The sequence below is a fragment of the Delftia deserti genome, from assembly GCF_042653485.1.
Lineage (GTDB): Bacteria > Pseudomonadota > Gammaproteobacteria > Burkholderiales > Burkholderiaceae_C > Comamonas > Comamonas acidovorans.
This window is the reverse complement of the sequence record NZ_JBHSIH010000001.1, coordinates 4,146,920-4,163,863: the sequence shown is the minus strand read 5'-3', so window position 1 is coordinate 4,163,863 and position 16,944 is coordinate 4,146,920. Positions and strand designations below refer to the sequence as shown.

At 52.4% G+C, this 16,944-nt stretch carries 17 protein-coding genes and 4 pseudogenes; 12 read left to right on the top strand and 9 right to left on the bottom strand.

Translation table 11 applies throughout. The annotated features are described in order from the left end of the window. Position 1: 1 nt before the first annotated feature. The 7 genes and pseudogenes from ACFPFG_RS19960 to ACFPFG_RS19930 all read left to right on the top strand — a co-directional run bounded on the left by ACFPFG_RS19960 (position 2) and on the right by ACFPFG_RS19930 (position 5,392). Complete coding sequence (locus tag ACFPFG_RS19960; RefSeq protein ID WP_380107957.1) at positions 2 to 571, top strand: PAAR-like domain-containing protein; 570 nt, start codon at positions 2 to 4, stop codon at positions 569 to 571. 9 nt (positions 572 to 580) lie between these two features. Beyond that, complete coding sequence (locus tag ACFPFG_RS19955; protein WP_380107955.1) at positions 581 to 1,405, top strand: hypothetical protein; 825 nt, start codon at positions 581 to 583, stop codon at positions 1,403 to 1,405. Between the two features lie 20 nt (positions 1,406 to 1,425). Next, positions 1,426 to 1,803, top strand: coding sequence for an SCO4402 family protein (locus ACFPFG_RS19950; protein WP_417323507.1), 378 nt, complete (start codon positions 1,426 to 1,428; stop codon positions 1,801 to 1,803). Between the two features lie 506 nt (positions 1,804 to 2,309). Next, positions 2,310 to 3,053 (top strand): hypothetical protein, encoded by a 744-nt coding sequence (locus ACFPFG_RS19945; RefSeq protein WP_380107951.1) that lies wholly within the window; start codon positions 2,310 to 2,312, stop codon positions 3,051 to 3,053. Between the two features lie 73 nt (positions 3,054 to 3,126). Further along, a pseudogene (locus tag ACFPFG_RS19940) lies at positions 3,127 to 3,267 on the top strand (RHS repeat-associated core domain-containing protein); the annotation flags it as partial. Positions 3,268 to 4,283: 1,016 nt separating this feature from the next. Then, entirely contained in the window at positions 4,284 to 4,796 is a 513-nt protein-coding gene (locus tag ACFPFG_RS19935; protein WP_380107949.1) for a hypothetical protein, read from the top strand. Positions 4,797 to 5,020: 224 nt separating this feature from the next. Beyond that, complete coding sequence (locus ACFPFG_RS19930; protein ID WP_380107947.1) at positions 5,021 to 5,392, top strand: hypothetical protein; 372 nt, start codon at positions 5,021 to 5,023, stop codon at positions 5,390 to 5,392. Positions 5,393 to 5,929: 537 nt separating this feature from the next. On the opposite strand, the pseudogene ACFPFG_RS19925 reads toward ACFPFG_RS19930, so the two are convergent. Next, positions 5,930 to 6,285: pseudogene (locus ACFPFG_RS19925) on the bottom strand (IS5/IS1182 family transposase); the annotation flags it as partial. A 285-nt stretch (positions 6,286 to 6,570) separates the two neighbouring features. Here ACFPFG_RS19925 and ACFPFG_RS19920 point away from each other — a divergent pair. From ACFPFG_RS19920 to ACFPFG_RS19910, 3 genes and pseudogenes are all read left to right on the top strand, one after another. Then, positions 6,571 to 7,077, top strand: coding sequence for a hypothetical protein (locus tag ACFPFG_RS19920; protein WP_380107945.1), 507 nt, complete (start codon positions 6,571 to 6,573; stop codon positions 7,075 to 7,077). A gap of 1,029 nt (positions 7,078 to 8,106) precedes the next feature. Continuing rightward, positions 8,107 to 8,330: pseudogene (locus ACFPFG_RS19915) on the top strand (RHS domain-containing protein); the annotation flags it as partial. A 403-nt stretch (positions 8,331 to 8,733) separates the two neighbouring features. After that, positions 8,734 to 9,117 carry a hypothetical protein gene (locus tag ACFPFG_RS19910; protein ID WP_380107943.1) on the top strand — a complete coding sequence of 128 codons (384 nt, stop codon included), beginning with the start codon at positions 8,734 to 8,736 and terminating at the stop codon, positions 9,115 to 9,117. Here ACFPFG_RS19910 and ACFPFG_RS19905 read toward each other — a convergent pair. Both ACFPFG_RS19905 and ACFPFG_RS19900 read right to left on the bottom strand, forming a co-directional pair. Beyond that, entirely contained in the window at positions 9,083 to 10,411 is a 1,329-nt protein-coding gene (locus ACFPFG_RS19905; protein ID WP_183021272.1) for a sulfatase family protein, read from the bottom strand. The genes ACFPFG_RS19910 and ACFPFG_RS19905 overlap by 35 nt on opposite strands. A gap of 69 nt (positions 10,412 to 10,480) precedes the next feature. Then, positions 10,481 to 11,458 (bottom strand): Bug family tripartite tricarboxylate transporter substrate binding protein, encoded by a 978-nt coding sequence (locus tag ACFPFG_RS19900; RefSeq protein ID WP_197954521.1) that lies wholly within the window; start codon positions 11,456 to 11,458, stop codon positions 10,481 to 10,483. Positions 11,459 to 11,560: 102 nt separating this feature from the next. Here ACFPFG_RS19900 and ACFPFG_RS19895 point away from each other — a divergent pair, with 102 nt between their 5' ends. Beyond that, entirely contained in the window at positions 11,561 to 12,076 is a 516-nt protein-coding gene (locus ACFPFG_RS19895) for a MarR family winged helix-turn-helix transcriptional regulator (RefSeq protein WP_312373694.1), read from the top strand. Between the two features lie 21 nt (positions 12,077 to 12,097). Here the strand turns inward: ACFPFG_RS19895 and ACFPFG_RS19890 are convergent, their stop codons facing one another. The 3 genes from ACFPFG_RS19890 to ACFPFG_RS19880 form a co-directional block, all read right to left on the bottom strand. Beyond that, positions 12,098 to 12,364 carry an aldehyde dehydrogenase family protein gene (locus tag ACFPFG_RS19890; RefSeq protein WP_380110306.1) on the bottom strand — a complete coding sequence of 89 codons (267 nt, stop codon included), beginning with the start codon at positions 12,362 to 12,364 and terminating at the stop codon, positions 12,098 to 12,100. Between the two features lie 401 nt (positions 12,365 to 12,765). Next, entirely contained in the window at positions 12,766 to 13,071 is a 306-nt protein-coding gene (locus ACFPFG_RS19885) for an immunity protein TriTu family protein (protein ID WP_380107940.1), read from the bottom strand. Positions 13,072 to 13,589: 518 nt separating this feature from the next. Beyond that, entirely contained in the window at positions 13,590 to 14,237 is a 648-nt protein-coding gene (locus ACFPFG_RS19880) for a hypothetical protein (RefSeq protein WP_380107938.1), read from the bottom strand. A gap of 54 nt (positions 14,238 to 14,291) precedes the next feature. On the opposite strand from ACFPFG_RS19880, the pseudogene ACFPFG_RS19875 reads away from it, so the two are divergent. Then, a pseudogene (locus ACFPFG_RS19875) lies at positions 14,292 to 14,848 on the top strand (integrase core domain-containing protein); the annotation flags it as partial. Here the strand turns inward: ACFPFG_RS19875 and ACFPFG_RS19870 are convergent. The 3 genes from ACFPFG_RS19870 to ACFPFG_RS19860 all read right to left on the bottom strand — a co-directional run bounded on the left by ACFPFG_RS19870 (position 14,828) and on the right by ACFPFG_RS19860 (position 16,713). Further along, on the bottom strand, positions 14,828 to 15,325 hold the full coding sequence (locus ACFPFG_RS19870; RefSeq protein ID WP_312373690.1) for a hypothetical protein: 498 nt from the start codon (positions 15,323 to 15,325) through the stop codon (positions 14,828 to 14,830). The pseudogene ACFPFG_RS19875 and the gene ACFPFG_RS19870 sit on opposite strands and share 21 nt — an antisense overlap. Positions 15,326 to 15,356: 31 nt before the next feature. Continuing rightward, positions 15,357 to 16,373 carry an RHS repeat domain-containing protein gene (locus tag ACFPFG_RS19865; RefSeq protein WP_312373688.1) on the bottom strand — a complete coding sequence of 339 codons (1,017 nt, stop codon included), beginning with the start codon at positions 16,371 to 16,373 and terminating at the stop codon, positions 15,357 to 15,359. Positions 16,374 to 16,545: 172 nt separating this feature from the next. Beyond that, positions 16,546 to 16,713 (bottom strand): IPTL-CTERM sorting domain-containing protein, encoded by a 168-nt coding sequence (locus ACFPFG_RS19860; protein ID WP_380110304.1) that lies wholly within the window; start codon positions 16,711 to 16,713, stop codon positions 16,546 to 16,548. Positions 16,714 to 16,944: the final 231 nt, after the last annotated feature.

Below are 16,944 nucleotides of genomic sequence, written 5' to 3'. Positions count from 1 at the left end.
CGTGCTGCTGCACAAGGTCGCCACCGACTTCCTGATCAGCGGAGCGGCACGGCCCGTATCAGCTGGGGCCAGTAGCTGGGCAGCAGAAGTCACCATCAAGAGCCATGGCGCAACCCGCAAGCAAACCATGTTTCTGCATGGCGAGCGGCATTGGCAGTGGAGCATGCTCAAAGGCTGGCACCTGAGTGCACGGCCAAAGCGGCCCCGCGCAAATAAAAGGGCATCCATGGCTGACAAACACATAGCCAATCGCGAGTCCCAATGGGTTGCCATCAACAGCGAGCCCGACTGGTGCGAAGTGGGAGACGACGTCATCCCCTTCGACATCAGCCGTACGCTCGACCACGAACTGGCTCTCTACGCCAAGACAGTCTTTGCCAGGGGGGAGCCGATACTGATGCTGGACAGCATCGTTCAAGGCGTGGAGGGCGATGCTGGCAGCGGCGTGAGCTCCAGTGTTTCCGAAGGCGCGGGACATGTCTGGGCGAAGGAAGGCAGCCCCACGGTGTTTGCGGAAGGGCGTCCCGTCTCGCGGCATCTGGACCGGGTGTTCATGAACTGCAAGCGGTGAGGGGCGGACATGGACAAAGAAAAGCCCTCCGAACAGGTTTTGGCATCACCAACCCTGAATCCCAACTCAGGCAAGCCCACAGCCAGCCCGCGCGAGACAACCGCAGTGAGCCTGACCCCGAATGTGACCAACGCGCGGGTCTATACGCTGTACGTGCCTGGCACCTCGGCAAGGATCAGGGTTGCTGGAGATGAAGTAGCCGCACTGCTTCAAAAGCCCAAAGGGCATGTGAGTAAAGAAGAAATCACGGGACAGTTGGAAAAGCTGTCGCGCATGGATGCAGGAGGCAAGTCCCTACAAGGAGCGGAGTTCCTGAACAGGCAGAGTCTGTTCATGGCGGTTTTGACTCGGGGCGTGTCCGAAGGGTTGCTCACGCCGCAGGAAGTGACTTCGTATCGCGTGCTCAATCAGGCCGCCGTTGAGGCTATGGCGATGAGTGGAGGTGGGGCGCGAACTGGCGCAGTCGGCCTCGGCAAGGCGCAACAATTGCCAGCCACAACATCTCGTCATATCCCTCGCTCAGGGATTGCAGTGATGCGTCGCTCCAAGTGGAGTGTTCCAGAAAATGTAAGAGATAGAATCCCAAAATCATGGGGCGATAGCAAGCCTAACAAGAAAGGTGTTGGGGAGCGTTGGCAGGATCCAAATGATAAAGGCAATGGGGTGAGAGTGGATCAAGGAAATCCAATGAACTCGCAACCGGTGCAGCAAGTAGATCATGTGCTAGTCAGGAGCGGGGGAAAGGTTATAGGTCGAGATGGGAATCCGATAGTTGGATCAATCGAAAGTAATTTTGAAAAAGCGCATATACCATTGACTGACTATGTAAAGTAGAAAAAATGGAACTCTCCTAATTGAAATATCCAAACATGAGAGATGATTTATTGAATTATCTGTGCTCTCTTTCGGATAGAGAATATCAAATCAATTCCTGGGTCAATAAGATCCATCCGTCAGGAATTGAGTATGACTGCCTTGATTCTTCAATTCATTTCATATTCGATGACACCGATTTTGGCGACGCGCCAGAAAACTCAATAGGAGATATTATTTTAAATAAAGAAGAGGCTGATTCCATTGCCAAATTGGTTGTTTCAATAAATTATGTTTTTGAAAAATATGTAACCAATATGACGGATGATTTCTACATAGGAACACCAGAATGGGATGATGTCTTATCTTCTGCCAGCACTGCCTACAAATTGATAAATATTAACAACGGGATATACTGACCGATGCAATGAAGCAGCAGGGATTTGTTGTGGCCGATTTCAGGGGATTAAAAACATAGACACCAAGAGATGCACATACTGGATATCAACTGCAGTGGTGAATTGGTGATTAATTATATTGGTGCTGGTTGCCAGCGGTTGAATTAGGCGGCGGCTTCTTGAACATTGGAATGTCATCGACCGTCCCCGGTGGAAATAAGACCCATTGTGAAACTGGGTTAATCAAGTTACGGAGAATTCAGCTAAAAAAACACGTGATCATCTATACTCGCCCGCGAATGCGCATAATAGTATCCAGCCAAACATTTATTGAGCCTGAATATTTCATCCATGGATAGAGTTTAGGCCTCTATAGTGTGTTTTTGCATGCAATGAAGGTCTTGTTGATTTCTGAATTGTTTTGCCAATGGATAAATTCATTGTTATGGATCGGGTAGTGATTGAGTGCAATATTATCCACCTCTGGGATGCATTGCATTGATGATGCATAAATAAATAGCGAATTCATGAATAGCCGAATCCTTGACTTACCAATATCTCTCACCGAGCAGCTTGGCACCCAGAGTCGCCTGGAATGGCTGCTCCTCTTGCCTGAGCTGGAAAATGCTTCTTCAGACGCTATTTTCAAGCGAATGAACGAAGGAATTTATCATTTCAGTTCTGCAGCAAATGGATTGACACTTGCGCTGCAATGTCTGAATCCATCAGCTGCTGAAGATGATTTGAAATGGGGGGTGCAGAGTTTTACTTTGGATGCATATTCCTGGCAAGGCCCTTGGTTTCAAAACACCACGCCTAGAGACATTGAACCAGAGAGCTTGATGCAGTTGTTGAGTCCTTCTTCCGACGAAGTGATGCATATGCACCCCATGCTGTGTTTCCCCGTCAAAGGAAAGGGAGGGCAGACATGGGGCGTCGTGGCCACCTTCGATCAACAAAACAGACTGAGCACATTCAGCCTGGTGCATTCTGGAGACTGGCGCGAAGCGGCGCCTATTCCACAACCTGAGCAAGCCAGTGCAGTACCCGTTGAAACACCTGCGCGCAGATCATTGACTTGCCGTTCTGGAGCAAGAACACCCGAATCCGGTATCTGGGAAGGGCGGCTACCGGCTGGCCATCCCCAGGCTCAAATGCTGGCAGCGGCACCGCACAGGTTCATATTTAAACGTGCTGGTGATGAAATGGGTATCTTGGGTCTTGCCCCGTTTGATGAGGCAACTGTGGTTTGGACTTGGCTGAGAGACTAGTAACACTGATAACAGCGCAGCCAGGACCCGCTGCACAGCCGTTGCCACCTCGATCCCCTGCGGCACCGGCATGTCTTCAAAGCTAGACCCCTGGGGCAGGGTGCTGCAGGAGTACTACCCGCAAGGCATTCACCGGGCGATCCGGCTGCCGGGGCAGTACCATGACAGGGAAACGGGGCTGTATTACAACCTGCATCGGTATTACGATCCGGTGGATTGCTAGGCGAAGACAGTAACGGAGTAATGCTTTTTGATGAAGGCAACAACGACTTTCACAGTTACAACACGAGGAATTCTTGTAAAAAGAGTACAAGTGGCCGCACTCTTAAAAACGTACCCGAAGGACTAATGCGTTATCCAGCTCCAGGTGCAAAAGGGGAGACCATACAAAACGGCCGGCGCAGTTTCGCAATTCCTGTTGGCTCAATGAGCAATGTAGTTAATTCAGATCGTACAATGGTCGTTAACGTTACGGAAAATTCGCACCTACCCTACCCAGGAATAGTACGCCGTTGGGTCTCGGAAAGTGCAGCTGAGGTGACAGTGCATACGTTCGGGGAAGGTGTTGGCCCTATGGATGGGATAAACAGTGCACTTGCAGACACACTTTGGGGCCAAGTTGATAAAAATTTCTTCGAATATGCGAAAAGCTGCAAATGATTAAGTTAATACAGCCAAGCATCGTTTCATCTGTAGTCATTGGATTTCTCTTTACGAAATTAATGACGGATAAAGACTATGAATCGATTTATTTTTATTTCTTCTTATTCGTCTTTTTAACTTCATTGCCTATTAATATTTTGTTTCAATTATTTCTTGTGCATTTAAAAAACAAATACGGTATATTTTTCTACTTCTGTATCTCCGCAACTATTGGGGCACTTGCAGCCATCACAATTAAGAAATTATTTTTCAATTTATCTCTAGAAATTGATCTTCTTGATTTTTATTATCTTATATTTGGTTTTTTCGCCGGCATCATTTCGTCCATGATTTTTGTCATATTTGAAATAAGAAATAAACCAATTTGATGTGCCAGATGGAGCGATCCTATGCTCAGCGCCATCCACCACTACCACTGCGACCACCTGGCACGTCCCTGGTGCTAGCAACAGTCAATGTCGCCGGCAACCCACCAACATTGAAAGAAGCGCGATGTCTCTATAGATTGTTCTGCCATTGCACATGACCAGCCCGTTTTGCTGCCGCCTCGTGCCAGGATTTTGATAGATGTGTAATGCAGTGATAAACTTTAATTATAGAAAAATAAAAACCACATTTCATTTTCGATATGTGGTTTTGTTGACGGTATTTTTTATTTTTGGATGTACTGAATCAGCTGAAGGTGATTTGAAGATCAGTCATATTCATGAACACTCCATTGTTGATATCAATGACGGAAAAGTCTATATCCCAGATTTTTGTAAGCTGAGTTACTTGAACTACGACGATGATTTGGGCTTTGCAACGGTTATTTGTACCCGGGAATCAGCAGATCACCCAAGCGATTTAACTCTTCTTGATTTGAGAAGAAATAAAGAGAAAGAATCGATTGTCAAGCAGACCATGGGGCAGAGAAAAATGATAGACGCCCATGAATGTGGATATATTCTTTATCCAAATATGTCCTGCTATTTTAATGAGATGGGAATCTTGGCAAGTTCAGATGATATTGTTGTTTTGGAGCACTTTGTTAAATACCAAGCGGTAGCTGAAAGATTGAGGCGAGAAGCCAAAAAGTAGAATGATCGAATAAACAACGGAGCTTACGAAAATGATTGGCGCATTAATAGAAGGGTCCTCGATGAATCTTTTGAGAAATTGAGATCCGCTTGGGTAAAGACAGAGTAGAACAAGTGCTGGTTTCACCCAATTCAGAAATGTTGCTCTGGATTTTTTTAAGGCACATGGAAAAAAACGCCAAGTGCCACTCTTGAGGTTGTCGTCATCTGGGGAAATAAGCTTGTATGAAGAAATATACATATGCACTTGTGACGGTGTTTTTGTCAATCTATGCAGGTTATTGGCTTGGCATCTATAAAAACAATCAGTACACCATGGAGTATATGAACTCTTTGAATAATCAATATATTGCCATCAGGGCGGCCAATGGAATTCATGGGATCTCAAATATGAAAAAACACATGACAGATGAAAGTCTGTTAATTTGCGACATGAAGAACGAGGTTTTGCGACTTTCGGAAGATTGGACGAACTGTAAATCTGATAAGGCTTGCTCAATTGAGGTGGATGGTGGGTTCTTTTTAAAGATTGACGGAATCATATCTGATTTTAAAAATGAGACATGTGAGGCAGTGCAATCTGAAGTTCTCAATTAATCATTAGATGTTTTTGCGTTCCTGATAATTGACTGGTTATGGGGAACATTTTTTGCAATACAGGATGAAATACATATTCTGTGTATTTTCCATATTGATGGGCCTTTCTGCTTCGCATGCCAAAGAGGACTCAGCCGAAAAGCCAGAGTGTCTGGCTGGTGTAGACTCGGGGAAATTCTTCTAAAAGGCAGCGGAACTATTTATATCAACGCCAAAGACAGGTTGGTTAGAAGAGAAATTTCCGAGAATTTGGAAAATATCCAGATTCATCTGCTGTTGACTCAAAAAGAAATAGTCCTCTACTCCAGAAGCTTGCAGGGGAAAGATGTTCTTTTTGCGAACCAACCCACGCATGCCAGGGTGACCATGCGCACTCCGTATGAATCGCAGTCGTACAGTTGCCTTGCGGAAATTTATTATCAGCAACATGTTCAATGAATTTCTGAATAGCCGGCCCTGCGAAATTCCATCTGCCGCGCTGGTGATCCCGGCGGCGCGCATCTGGGGACGCGCAGCTGCTGATTCGAGGGCCATCGCAAGCACTGCCAGGAGCCAGATCAGGCGCAAGTAAAGCCTTTGAGGCCCATGCGCGCCATGGCACGCAGCAGGCACCGGAAGTTGAAGCGCGCTGCGCACAGCACCGCTTGCAGCGCATCGCCCGTCTGCCCCTTGGGCCAGCACCGGACCTTCCCGATGGCAGGCTCGGCTTGCCTGCGCTTGAGCCAGCGTCGCTGCTGATCGGTCAGGCTCTTGAACCTGCCCCGATGGATCATCTGGATGCCCGGATTGGCCGCATCCACGCCCAGGAACCCCAGCTCCACCACCGCCTGCTTCGGGCTGCCACCGGTGTCCTCGGTCGCCTCGATCTGTGCCCAGGGCAGCCGGCTGGCCAGCACCGCCAGCGGATGGCGCAGATCGATCATCTCGGCCAGGCGTGGGCGAAAGAAATCGACAGTGTCGGCAGGCTCGGGCATCAACAGAACTCCCGGAAATCAGCGTCTGATACAACGATTCTCGGGGGATCGCCAGCCTATGCGAACCAGCGAAAAACCAGTGTTCATGCGGGTTGCCGGAAATTTGCAGGGCCGACTTATTGCAACCGGCATCGGCATTACGATCCGATGGGGGGAGTTATGTGAATCAGGATACTATTGGTATCAGAGGGGGTGGCAATTGGTATGTTTATCCAGAGCCCAATGATTGGAACTGATCCGCTCGGGTTGGAGTATGTGGATGGCCCCTTGGGGATGGCAGATAGAGTCGCCAGCATCCCTTCTGGGGGATTATCAAGCACTGCCAATATGGCAGTCGGTGCGGGTGGAGGCTTTCAGGCACCTTTCGGATTTGGCATGGGTGCCGATTCCAGTATAGTGGTCGATTTCAGGTTAAATTCATGCTGGCATTCCGATATCTGCCATGCCCGTGGATTCGGATTATCCGGGCCAATCACGCACATTTTCAACTATATGCGCAAGGAATTAATTGTGAGAAAAATATACAACAATGAATACGGAATGTTATTCATGATAATAGGACTTTTAATGGCAATCGTCGGTGGGGTTTTGGCTTTTTTATGGTTGCCGCGTGGTGGTGCATTTATGGTAATAATTGGGTGGATCATAGGGGCAGCCGGATTGGTTGTTCATTTCGCGACTAATGCAAATGATATATTTGGTGGAAAATAGGCAAAGCGTGCAATCAATGGATCTCTAGAAATCCGTGACCTTCCAATCTTTGCATCTTAATTTATTGATTTATATGAATCCAATATTTCAAAGCAACAATTTTTGACGATGCCTTGAAGTTTGGTCTACCAAGAGCAATGGGGCATGTGGTTTCCAGCGATGATAATCATCGCCCGACCCACCCGACCTCAACGATAAAAACAGGGCTTTCTTCGCTCTACCTGATCTGATTAATCAGCACCAGCCACAGCGTGAACGTCATACTCTGAATGAGAGTCAACCGCTTCCGCTACCCCTACCCGCAGAAAGCCTCTATCACCTGCGACAGCTCCATCCGTATCGAAGACACGCCCACTGGCGCCACACCGACGTCAACCTCATTGGGGTATGGATGTGGACCCATCAAGGAAACAGCTGTCAGAAGTATGTTCACTCCCCGGCAGAACACTGCTCTGGATGTATTGCAAGGAACGACTGCTGCGCAAAGTATGATGAACTCCGGGGCGTCCATTTGCAAAAGATAGAAATCCATGAAAATAGATCATAAATCATCTTTAGTGCATTTTGAAAAAAATTCAGATATATACGCCGGACTTGCATCTATCCTGATGAATTTAATGCTGGTTATTAATTTATTCGAGAATGGTGTAAGTTTGTTATTTGGTTTTCTGTTTTATATTTTCTGTGGACTATATATATTTGGCGCGGGCTCAAAGGAACTAAGAAAGAAGAATAATAGAGGTTATTTTATTTTCTTTTCATCCTATCTTATTCCATATGTCTCCTCTGGTGTCTTTTTCTTATATTTTGCATTATTTAACAATACTTAAAACCCGCGAAGAATTCAAAATATAAATAAGCACGCAATGATAATTCTATTCAAGTAGTAGCAAAATATGCCTGCACCGCACGCTGGACGGTAGCTGCCGACACCTTGGCCCTGCTGTGGCTAGCAGCCCCAATGCGCCACGCATATGCATGCAATATATGCAGGTGCAGCTGCAGAGGAAAGGAAAATAACAGCAATAGCGCATCGCCATCCACCACTGCGGACACCTTGGCACGCCAATGCCCTGCCGAACCAGACCGGTCAGGTGGCCTGGGCCGCAAAGCTGGATCCCTGGCGCAATATGCTGCAGGAGTACAACCCGCAGGGCATCCACCAGGGGATCCGGCTGCCGGGGCAGCACCATGACAGGGAAATGGGGCTGTACCACAACCGGCATCGGTATTACGATCCGGTGGTGGGGACATGTCTTCAAAAGACTTGAATCTGCTTTCCGAAATTCTCCAAGGATCGCAAACACTTCAATACGGTTCAGAGGCCGAAAATGAGAATGATTGCAATTATATTTTACATGGCTTTATCAATGTTTGTTGCTTACAATTTATGCAGCCAGAAATACAAGATCATTGGCAATATATTTCAAATTGCAATGGTCCTGTCATTTACTTATGAGCATGGGTACAAGATATTCTTCAAGAACAACGAGAAAATGATATTTTATACGGCATATCTACTCCCATTGATAACAATTATTCTCCTGCAAATACATACCGCATTTGATTTGAAAAATATTCTCAATTAATCATAAATTACTTCAATAATCAATTGAAATGAGAATTACATCGAACCATTAGATTTCGAAGAGCGACATGATCACCCAAGCCTTGACGGGCATCCTGCCCGCCACCCTGTCTCTCTCCGCAGCCACTGCCACCTGCGCCGCACAGTGCCCGCTGATTCCCGATGGCAATGCCACTCTGGAAGAGTCCGAGAGGGTCGCACTGCTCAGCGAGTTCAAGTTCGAGGCCCTGGACAAGGAACTGGCCCGGAGGCACAAGAAGAATCTTTCCTCCGCAGGCGGGGACCAGTTGACCATGCGGGATCTGCTGGGACGGCAGCAACTGAGCCAGCAGGAGGAGAATGTGATGCATCAGAAAACAAGGCAGGCCCCAAGGCCTGCCTTGTTTTCTCGCCCGCAAACTGCGGGCACACAAAACCTCAAAACGTCGCCGAAGGCAGATCCTGCCGGCTGAACACCAGCGACACCTTGGCTTCTTCCGGGATGGGCGGCAATGACGCATCCCATTGCTGCCAGGCCGCGCGCAGTTCAGCCAGGCGCTGAGGCTCGCGGTCACGCAGGTTGGCGCGTTCGCGCGGGTCCTGGGCCACGTTGAAAAGGTATTCCACGCCTTCGATCTGCAGGTACTTCCAGTCGCCGCGCACCAGGGCGCGCTGGGCGCGGTGCTTCATGCGCCAGCACAGGTCGCGCTCGGGGTTCCAGGCGCCATCGTCCATGAGGGGCAGCAGGCTGATGCCGTCCAGCGGGTAGTCGGCGTGGCCGTCCACGCCGGCGGCGGCCAGGAAGGTGGCCGACCAGTCCATGGTGAGGTTGGGCGTGTCGCTGACGGCGCCTGCCGGCATGCGTCCAGGCCAGCGCGCCACCAGGGGCACGCGGATGCCGCCTTCGAGCAGGTCCATCTTCTGGCCGATGAAGGGCCAGTTGTTGGAGAAGCGTTCGCCGCCGTTGTCGCTGGTGAAGACGATGAGCGTGTTCTCGGCCATGCCCTTTTTTTCGAGCGCGTCCAGCACCCAGCCGATGCCTTCGTCCATGTGGTGGATCATGCGCTGGTAGGTCTCGATGGTGCCGCCGTCGGTGTGCTTGCCGAAGCCGCCGATGCGCCGCGACTCCTCCAGGTCGTCGCGCGTGAGCCAGGGCCAGTGGGGGGCGCTGTAGTGCAGGGACAGGTAGAAGGGTTTGTCGGCGCTCTGGCGCTCGACAAAGTCCACGGCGCGGCGGCTCAGCAGGTCGGTGAGGTAGCCCTCTTCCTCGTGCGGCTCCTCGTTGATCCAGAAATCGGGGCGGCCGCGCGGGTCGCAGTGGGCAAAGTAGTCGGCACCGCCTGCATGGAAGCCGTAGAACTCCTCGTAGCCCGACATGCGCGGGCCGAAATGCGGCGGGTAGCCCAGGTGCCATTTGCCGACCAGGGCGGTGGCGTAGCCGGCATCGCGCAGCAGCGAGGCCACGGTGGGATGGTCGGGCGGCAGGCCCAGCACCTTGTCGCCGTGGACGCTGGCGATCGGCTCCTCGGCCGCGCCGCGCAGGCGGTACTGCCAGCGGCCCGTGGCCAGGGCAAAGCGCGTGGGCGAACACACGGCCGAGTTGGAATAGCCACGCGTGAAGCGCATGCCCTGCGCGGCCATGGCGTCCAGGCGGGGCGAGACGTCGGTGGCGCGGCTGTGCGCGTCGCGCGCACCCGTGCAGCCGAGGTCGGCATAGCCGAGGTCATCGGCCAGGATGAAGATCAGATTGGGGCGCTGGGTTGCCATGGGAGCCAGGAGACAGTGGATGCGTTGGACAGGGAGTATCGCCAAAACGGCGATGCCTTCGGGGCTGATTCAGTCATTGGTCAGGTGGATGCGCTTGACCAGGGCGGCCCACTGCGCGGACTGTCCCTTGGCGCGCGCCTGGGCCTCGGCCACGGTGGAGCCGACCATCTCGATGTCCAGGGCCTTGGCGCGTTCCTTTTGCTCGGGCGCTCGGATGGCCTCGTTCATGGCATCCACAAAGCGCTTTTGCACCGCCGGCGGCACGCCCTTGGGTGCGGCCAGCAGGATCCAGAAGGTGCCGTCGAACTCGGGGAAGCCCGATTCGGCAATGGTGGGCAGCTCGGGCGCCAGCGCCGAGCGCGTCTTGCCCGAGGTGGCCAGGGCGACCAGCTTGCCGCTCTGGACCTGCGGCAAGACCGTGGGGCCGGCCAGGAAGCCGCAGTCCACCTGGCCGCCCAGCAGATCCTGCATGGCCGGCGCCGGTCCCTTGTAGGGCACATGGACCATCTTGGCGCCCGAGGTGGCCAGCAGCGATTCCATGACCAGGTGGCCCGGCGAGCCCGCGCCGCCCGAGGCATAGGTCAGCTCGCGCGTCTTGCTGGCGGCCACCATGTCCTTGACGGACTTGAAGCCCGTGCCCGGGCCGCAGACCAGGGTCTGCGAGAAGCGCGCGGCCACGACCAGGGTTTCCAGCGCATCGGCCTTGTAGCCCATGTTCTTGTAGACATGGGGGTTGACGGTGAGCACGGGGTCCATGGCCCACAGCCAGGTGTAGCCATCGGCGGCGGAGCGTGCGACCTCGGCCGCGCCGATGTTGCCGTTGGCGCCGGGCTTGTTGTCCACGACCACGGCCTGGCCCAGCGCGGCCTGCATGGCGGCGGCCACTGGGCGCAGAGAGATGTCGGAGGGGCCGGCCGGCGGATTGGGCACGACGATGCGCAGGGGCCTGGCCTTGGGCCATTCCTGGGCCAGGGCGGGCGCCGCGCACAGGCCGGCGGCGACCAAACTCAGGGCGGCACGTGCCAGGGCTGCGAGGGGGCTGGGCATACTTGTCTCCTTGTCGTTGTCTTGCGGCCAATGTACGCAGGCCGCAGACAATGCATCTAATCCATCATCCCTAGCGTAAACCCGAAACCGGCCCGCGAGTCCATGACCGACCTCCACCGCTGGCGCCACCCCGCCGTGCTCGACGACATGTTCCTCTACCACCTGGCGCGGCTGCAGGCGGCGGCCGGCAGCCGCGTGGTACGCCTGTGCGAGGGCGGCTACGGCATTACGCGGCGCGAGTGGCGCATGCTCTGCCTGCTGGCCGAGGCCGGGCAGCTGCAGCCCTCGCAGCTGGCCGAGCAGGCGCAGCTGGACCGCACGCGCACCTCGCGCGCGGTCACGGCGCTGCTGGCCAAGGGGCTGTTGTGGAAAGAAAGCCAGGTGGGCGATGCGCGCCGCGCGCTGCTGCGCCTGAGCGACACGGGCCGCGCCCTGCATGCCGAGCTGTTCCCGCAGGTGCAGGCCATCAACCGCGAGCTCATGGACGCCGTGCCCGAGTCCGAGCTGCAGGCCATGGCCAGCGCCTTTGCGCGCATCCGTACCCGGGCGCGGGAGCTGGAGGCCAGCAGCCCGCCGCCCAAGGCGCCGCGCAACCGCAGGAAGCCGGCTGTGCCCTGACGCCACGGTCCAGGAGGCCCCTCAACCCTGCAGATACACCACGTGCGTGTGCGTGTACTCGTACAGGCCGTGCTTGCCGTCGGCCCCGCCCACGCCGAACTTGCGCACGCCCGCATGGAAGCCCTGCATGGCCTCGAAGTTCTCGCGGTTGATGTAGGTCTCGCCGAAGTCGATCTCGCGCATGGCCTGCATGGCCTTGGACAGGTCGCGCGTGTACAGCGACGAGGTCAGCCCGTATTCGCAGTCGTTGGAGCGGGGAGTTTTTTCATGACTTTCCTTGCAGGCAATGAGAGGCCATCACGCCCGGTCGTCCGGAGCGCTGAAGGCGTGCTTTGGTGAAGGTGCGAGAGCGGCCGCGGCGTTGGTGCCGGCCGCGTCAGCGCGTCATGAAACAGGCGATGGGCTGTGCATGTCTTGTCTCCTGGATTGGGTCTGTTTTTTCTTGTCGCAGGGCCAATGTACGGCGCATGATCGATGCTCAACAAATCGAATTTCGGTCACATCCGATACCTTGCGCTTATGCCTGACAAGCCGCCCGAATCCGCCCCGCCCGTGCTGCACCGCAGCCTGCTCAACCGTCTGCGCTACAAGCACCTGAACATCTAAGTGCTCCGAGAGCATCTGCCTCCCCGCAGCAGTATCCGGCACACCCAGCCGCTTCATCTTTTGTAGCAACAAAAGGCTGCCAACTATTCGACCTCAAGACCTATCGCCTCAAAAAATTGCAGGAATTGATCGCTCATAGATTTACCTACCTGCAGAGTTCCATGAATTGAATAAATTGTTTGCTCAGCATCAAAATCAATAACCTCTGCATCATAGTCCCCTGTTTCCCAGCAGGTAATTCTCGAGACTGTTCCCTCCATATCTATATCAATGCGCGCTGACGGATTTTCAGTGGTTGCACTTTCCGTCAGTTTTATCTCCCTCATTTCTTTTGTTTTTCTGATTTTTATATGACGTGCCCAATCTATAAATATCATCAACGTCGACATGCAATCCCCGTCTTTAAGAAAGTTTAGTTGCGGAGTACGTGACATCTATTGCCAAATGCATTTTGGAGCCCTCCTCACGACAGTATGCCGAATCACTTGCTCACAAAATGCACACGAATAATAACTTCCCCGTCTGCAGCAGCCGCCGGAGAGTTCGAAACAAGCACGTTTGCATCCCCATGTTCATTATTGACAGTCTGAAGCGTCAAGAAGCAAAACTCGGTTGCTTATAGAATACTGGGCCATCAAAAAGTCATGAAAAATCCATAGCCTATCGACTGCAGAATGTCCCCCAAGGAATCCAATCTCTCTTATCCCAAACTGAGAAAGTACCGTCCAAACGTCCGTTCTGCATTACACGATTGATAAATCTCAGAATTTCCATTTCAGAACCGCCCATACTAGCACTTGAATAGCAGCTGAAGTCATTGTTTACCTCAACTGATTTAGTTCACAGCAAAAATAGGCCCCAACCACTAAACATTGAAACCTTTTTAATTAAGTAAGATATAATTCGATTAGTACTGCAACCAATAATAATCATTAAACATTTTGCAATAATCATCCCACAAACAACTAGTAACTCTCGTTCCAACAATTAAATTTTCCCAATAACTTTGCAAGACCCCCTCAACTGTTAACGGAGCAGCATCAAGTTCAGCCGATTTACTCACAACCAAATCATTGATACTTCTCCACAGATCGATCTTTTCATCAATATCCAAGTCAAAATCATTTTTCAATCCGTAAATCGCGTTGAATGGAAAAACTCTCAGAGAGCGTGATAGTCTGCTTTCCTCTAAAGCCAGAGACAAATCGGAATTCGCAGCCGCCACCATACTCCGCATATGAGCAGCAATGGCAGAATTTTTATTCTCTTTCAAAACTTCCTCAAAAGACTGAGAACCAACCGGCATGAGCACTGCGAAACGATACGCATCCCATACCGCTGCTTCCAGACGGCGACTTCCCTTTATGACTTTCGCAAAAATTCTGGCTGCTGCAGCATAATCCGCTATAGGAGGCATAAGTAGCACTATTCCACACAAGAGGCTTTCTGCTTCAGTGGTCTCTCCTGCGATTACTCTTGGTTCAAGAACTCTAACAATCTCCTGGCCATCGCGAGCGGAAATTGCTTTGCGCAGCTCATCGCAAGTCAATGACATATTGATCCGCCCGTTCCGAAGTGCCTTTAAATAAATTCATTGACTGCATCTCCCCTGTTCGTTGCCATCGACCGAGCCACACGCTGGGTGTTCATGTGCATCTACCCGGATCAAAGCGAGGACAGCAGCGTGGACTTCCTGAGCCGCCTGGAGCGGGCCGCACCCATGAAAATCGTCAGGCTACTCACGGATAACGGCAGCCAGTTCACGGATCGATTCAGGAACAAGAAACGACAGGCCGGCGGACTTCACAAGTTCGATGTGCGATGCAAAGCGCTGGGCATTGAGCATCGCCTATGCCCACCACGTCACCCGCAAACTAATGGCATGGTCGAGCGTTTCAACGGCAGGATCAGCGAAGTGCTTCATCAGCCGCGTTTTGCCTCGGCAGCCCAGTTGAAAGCCACGTTAATGAACTATGCGAAGACGTACAATCATCAGATCCCACGGCGGGCGCTCAATCACATCTCGCCTGTCCAGGCCTTGAAAGATTGGTACGTAAAAAGCCAGCATTATTCAAGAATCAGGTTTATAACCAGCCGGGACTTGACACTAACATAGCGAATTATTGCAATTCAGACTTGGGGCCCCTACCCATATTCCTTGATTAACGCCTGCAAGAATCTTTTCCCGAAACCCTTCACCAAACTTTTATCTCTATCCGTTTTCATCTCAAGCCATGAAGCAATATCTTGGCAGCTGAAAAAATCATCGTCACAAACATTTACCGATCCATTAATAGCCAAAACCCCCATATCAACAGGACGACTCTGATAAGCAACCCAACGGTGAAGACTGTCCAATAAGATTATCCCACCATACTCCCCAGAATCACGCAAAGCTTTTCCAATACCAGATATTTCACCCCCCCATTCTATTTCTTTTTCTACAATACCCAACAACCTCCAATTTGCACTAGAAAAAACTTTGACACTCATATCCCCACCAAATTCAGCAAATATCAGACCCATAATAGCATTCAGCATTTCTTTAGAAGAGCCAATATCAGCGTCAAAGAACATATAGCTTCCAAATTTTTCAAGAAATATCTGTTCGGGAAGCTGTTTTCCTTCGACGAATACACTCATCAATTCTGATTCCTGGCTCTTCGTGGGCAATTTATTCTCCAACGAAACGTAATTTCGTAACAATGTTGTCATTAATCGACACCGATGCAGAAGGCACTCCTGATTTCGCTCCGGCAACTCCTCCCCCCGTTGACTGAGGATAGAATCTGTAGGTTTTATCTCCTGATATCATAATAGTTACGGTGCCATCTTTTGACATCGTCTTAGCATATCCGTTTGAAGCAAGATTCTCAATTGCTTGAGCCTGAGTTGAGCCAACATTCAACTGATGAGCACTATTTCTTGTGGCTTTTGCTTCGATAGAAATTTCTGTAAATGCGCCTGATCGCTTCGCAGCTAGCTCCCCTCCTTCTCGAAGGGACTTAATCCCCAACCCCGCAACACCGGGGATTCCAGGCAAAGCCGTTAAGATAACGTCGGCGGCAACACCAAGACCATCCACGGTTGCCGCAAGCCGATTTCCCGCATTGAAATTTTGGCGAAAGCTATCGATCCCTATGGCCAAGCTTAGAGCTTCCACAGCAGCCTCAGCATACCCCCCGTCAGGATCCTTGTATTTGACCGGATTGTTGTTCCCGTAGGCGAACCGATTGAAGCTGTGCAGATTTCCTTCCTGGAAATCCACGGGATCCACCCCCAGAAAACGCCCTACCTCGGGGTCGTAGTAGCGGGCGCCGAAGTACTGCAGGCCCGTTCCCGCGTCCTGCTCCTTGCCATGGAACCACTGCGTCTGCTGGCCAGTACCAGACTGCTGCAGCCAGCGTTCACCATAGGCCCGGTAGCTTTCCTTCCAGACCACGGCGCCATTGCTGTCCGTGGCCGCCAGCGGGCTGCCGCTGACATCGGTATGGATGTAGGTGACCGTTTCGGTGGCCGCACTGGCAGCGCTTGTCGCCCCCAACAGCGCACAGCCGAGCATCAGCGGCAGCGCGATCCGAAGCCAAAGGCCCCTGGCTCTGGACCGAAGCGCGCCAGGCCATTGCGACAGCGCCATCAGCGTCACGCTGAGCCATGCGTGCCACAGACCCTGTTTATCGTTTGAGTACATATTGCCTCCGAATAGCCTGGATGGCGCGGCACAGCACTGCGGTCGATACAACCGCCGCACCTGTGCAGCAACGGTGGATAGCGCAGCATTTGCCCATGCCGGCCTAAAGACGTGATTGCTATGGGAGCAGGCGCCTTGGGAATCGATCGCCCAGGCCCCGGCTCCGCCCAGATCAGGCGCGCTTGCGCGACATGCACATGCTGGCCGCCCCTACCAAGGTGGCCAGCAGGACCAGCCCCCCTTGCGACAGTGTCGGTATGCCGACTGGCTCGCCCGCAGCTTGCGCACGAACAAGAACGTCCCCACCGGTGGCAGCCGTCGGCAAGTTCGGAACAAGCATGTTTGCGCGTCCATACTCACCGGATGCGATGGCCACGGCCGTCGGGGGAACGCGCGCCGATGCCGCTCTCTCCAGGAGCGCCAATGGCTGCATGCCGCCATGCTCGAATCCACCTGATCGGCCATGAGGAGTGGCAGAGGGTTGGACCTCAAATGTGGAAGCTGGCCCCTTTCTCAGGGGAGCGCAGCCATGATTGCCATGGGCACTTGCCTTTTCGTTGGGGGCCATGCT

Bases quoted from the DNA above. Each gene is read 5' to 3' on its own strand.
- ACFPFG_RS19955 (WP_380107955.1), top strand. From the start codon at position 581: ATGGACAAAGAAAAGCCCTCCGAACAGGTTTTGGCATCACCAACCCTG.
- ACFPFG_RS19945 (WP_380107951.1), top strand. From the start codon at position 2,310: ATGAATAGCCGAATCCTTGACTTACCAATATCTCTCACCGAGCAGCTT.
- ACFPFG_RS19935 (WP_380107949.1), top strand. From the start codon at position 4,284: ATGTGTAATGCAGTGATAAACTTTAATTATAGAAAAATAAAAACCACA.
- ACFPFG_RS19930 (WP_380107947.1), top strand. From the start codon at position 5,021: ATGAAGAAATATACATATGCACTTGTGACGGTGTTTTTGTCAATCTAT.
- ACFPFG_RS19920 (WP_380107945.1), top strand. From the start codon at position 6,571: ATGTTTATCCAGAGCCCAATGATTGGAACTGATCCGCTCGGGTTGGAG.
- ACFPFG_RS19910 (WP_380107943.1), top strand. From the start codon at position 8,734: ATGATCACCCAAGCCTTGACGGGCATCCTGCCCGCCACCCTGTCTCTC.
- ACFPFG_RS19905 (WP_183021272.1), bottom strand. From the start codon at position 10,411: ATGGCAACCCAGCGCCCCAATCTGATCTTCATCCTGGCCGATGACCTC.
- ACFPFG_RS19900 (WP_197954521.1), bottom strand. From the start codon at position 11,458: ATGCCCAGCCCCCTCGCAGCCCTGGCACGTGCCGCCCTGAGTTTGGTC.
- ACFPFG_RS19895 (WP_312373694.1), top strand. From the start codon at position 11,561: ATGACCGACCTCCACCGCTGGCGCCACCCCGCCGTGCTCGACGACATG.
- ACFPFG_RS19885 (WP_380107940.1), bottom strand. From the start codon at position 13,071: ATGTCGACGTTGATGATATTTATAGATTGGGCACGTCATATAAAAATC.
- ACFPFG_RS19880 (WP_380107938.1), bottom strand. From the start codon at position 14,237: ATGTCATTGACTTGCGATGAGCTGCGCAAAGCAATTTCCGCTCGCGAT.
- ACFPFG_RS19870 (WP_312373690.1), bottom strand. From the start codon at position 15,325: ATGAGTGTATTCGTCGAAGGAAAACAGCTTCCCGAACAGATATTTCTT.
- ACFPFG_RS19865 (WP_312373688.1), bottom strand. From the start codon at position 16,373: ATGTACTCAAACGATAAACAGGGTCTGTGGCACGCATGGCTCAGCGTG.
- ACFPFG_RS19860 (WP_380110304.1), bottom strand. From the start codon at position 16,713: ATGCTTGTTCCGAACTTGCCGACGGCTGCCACCGGTGGGGACGTTCTT.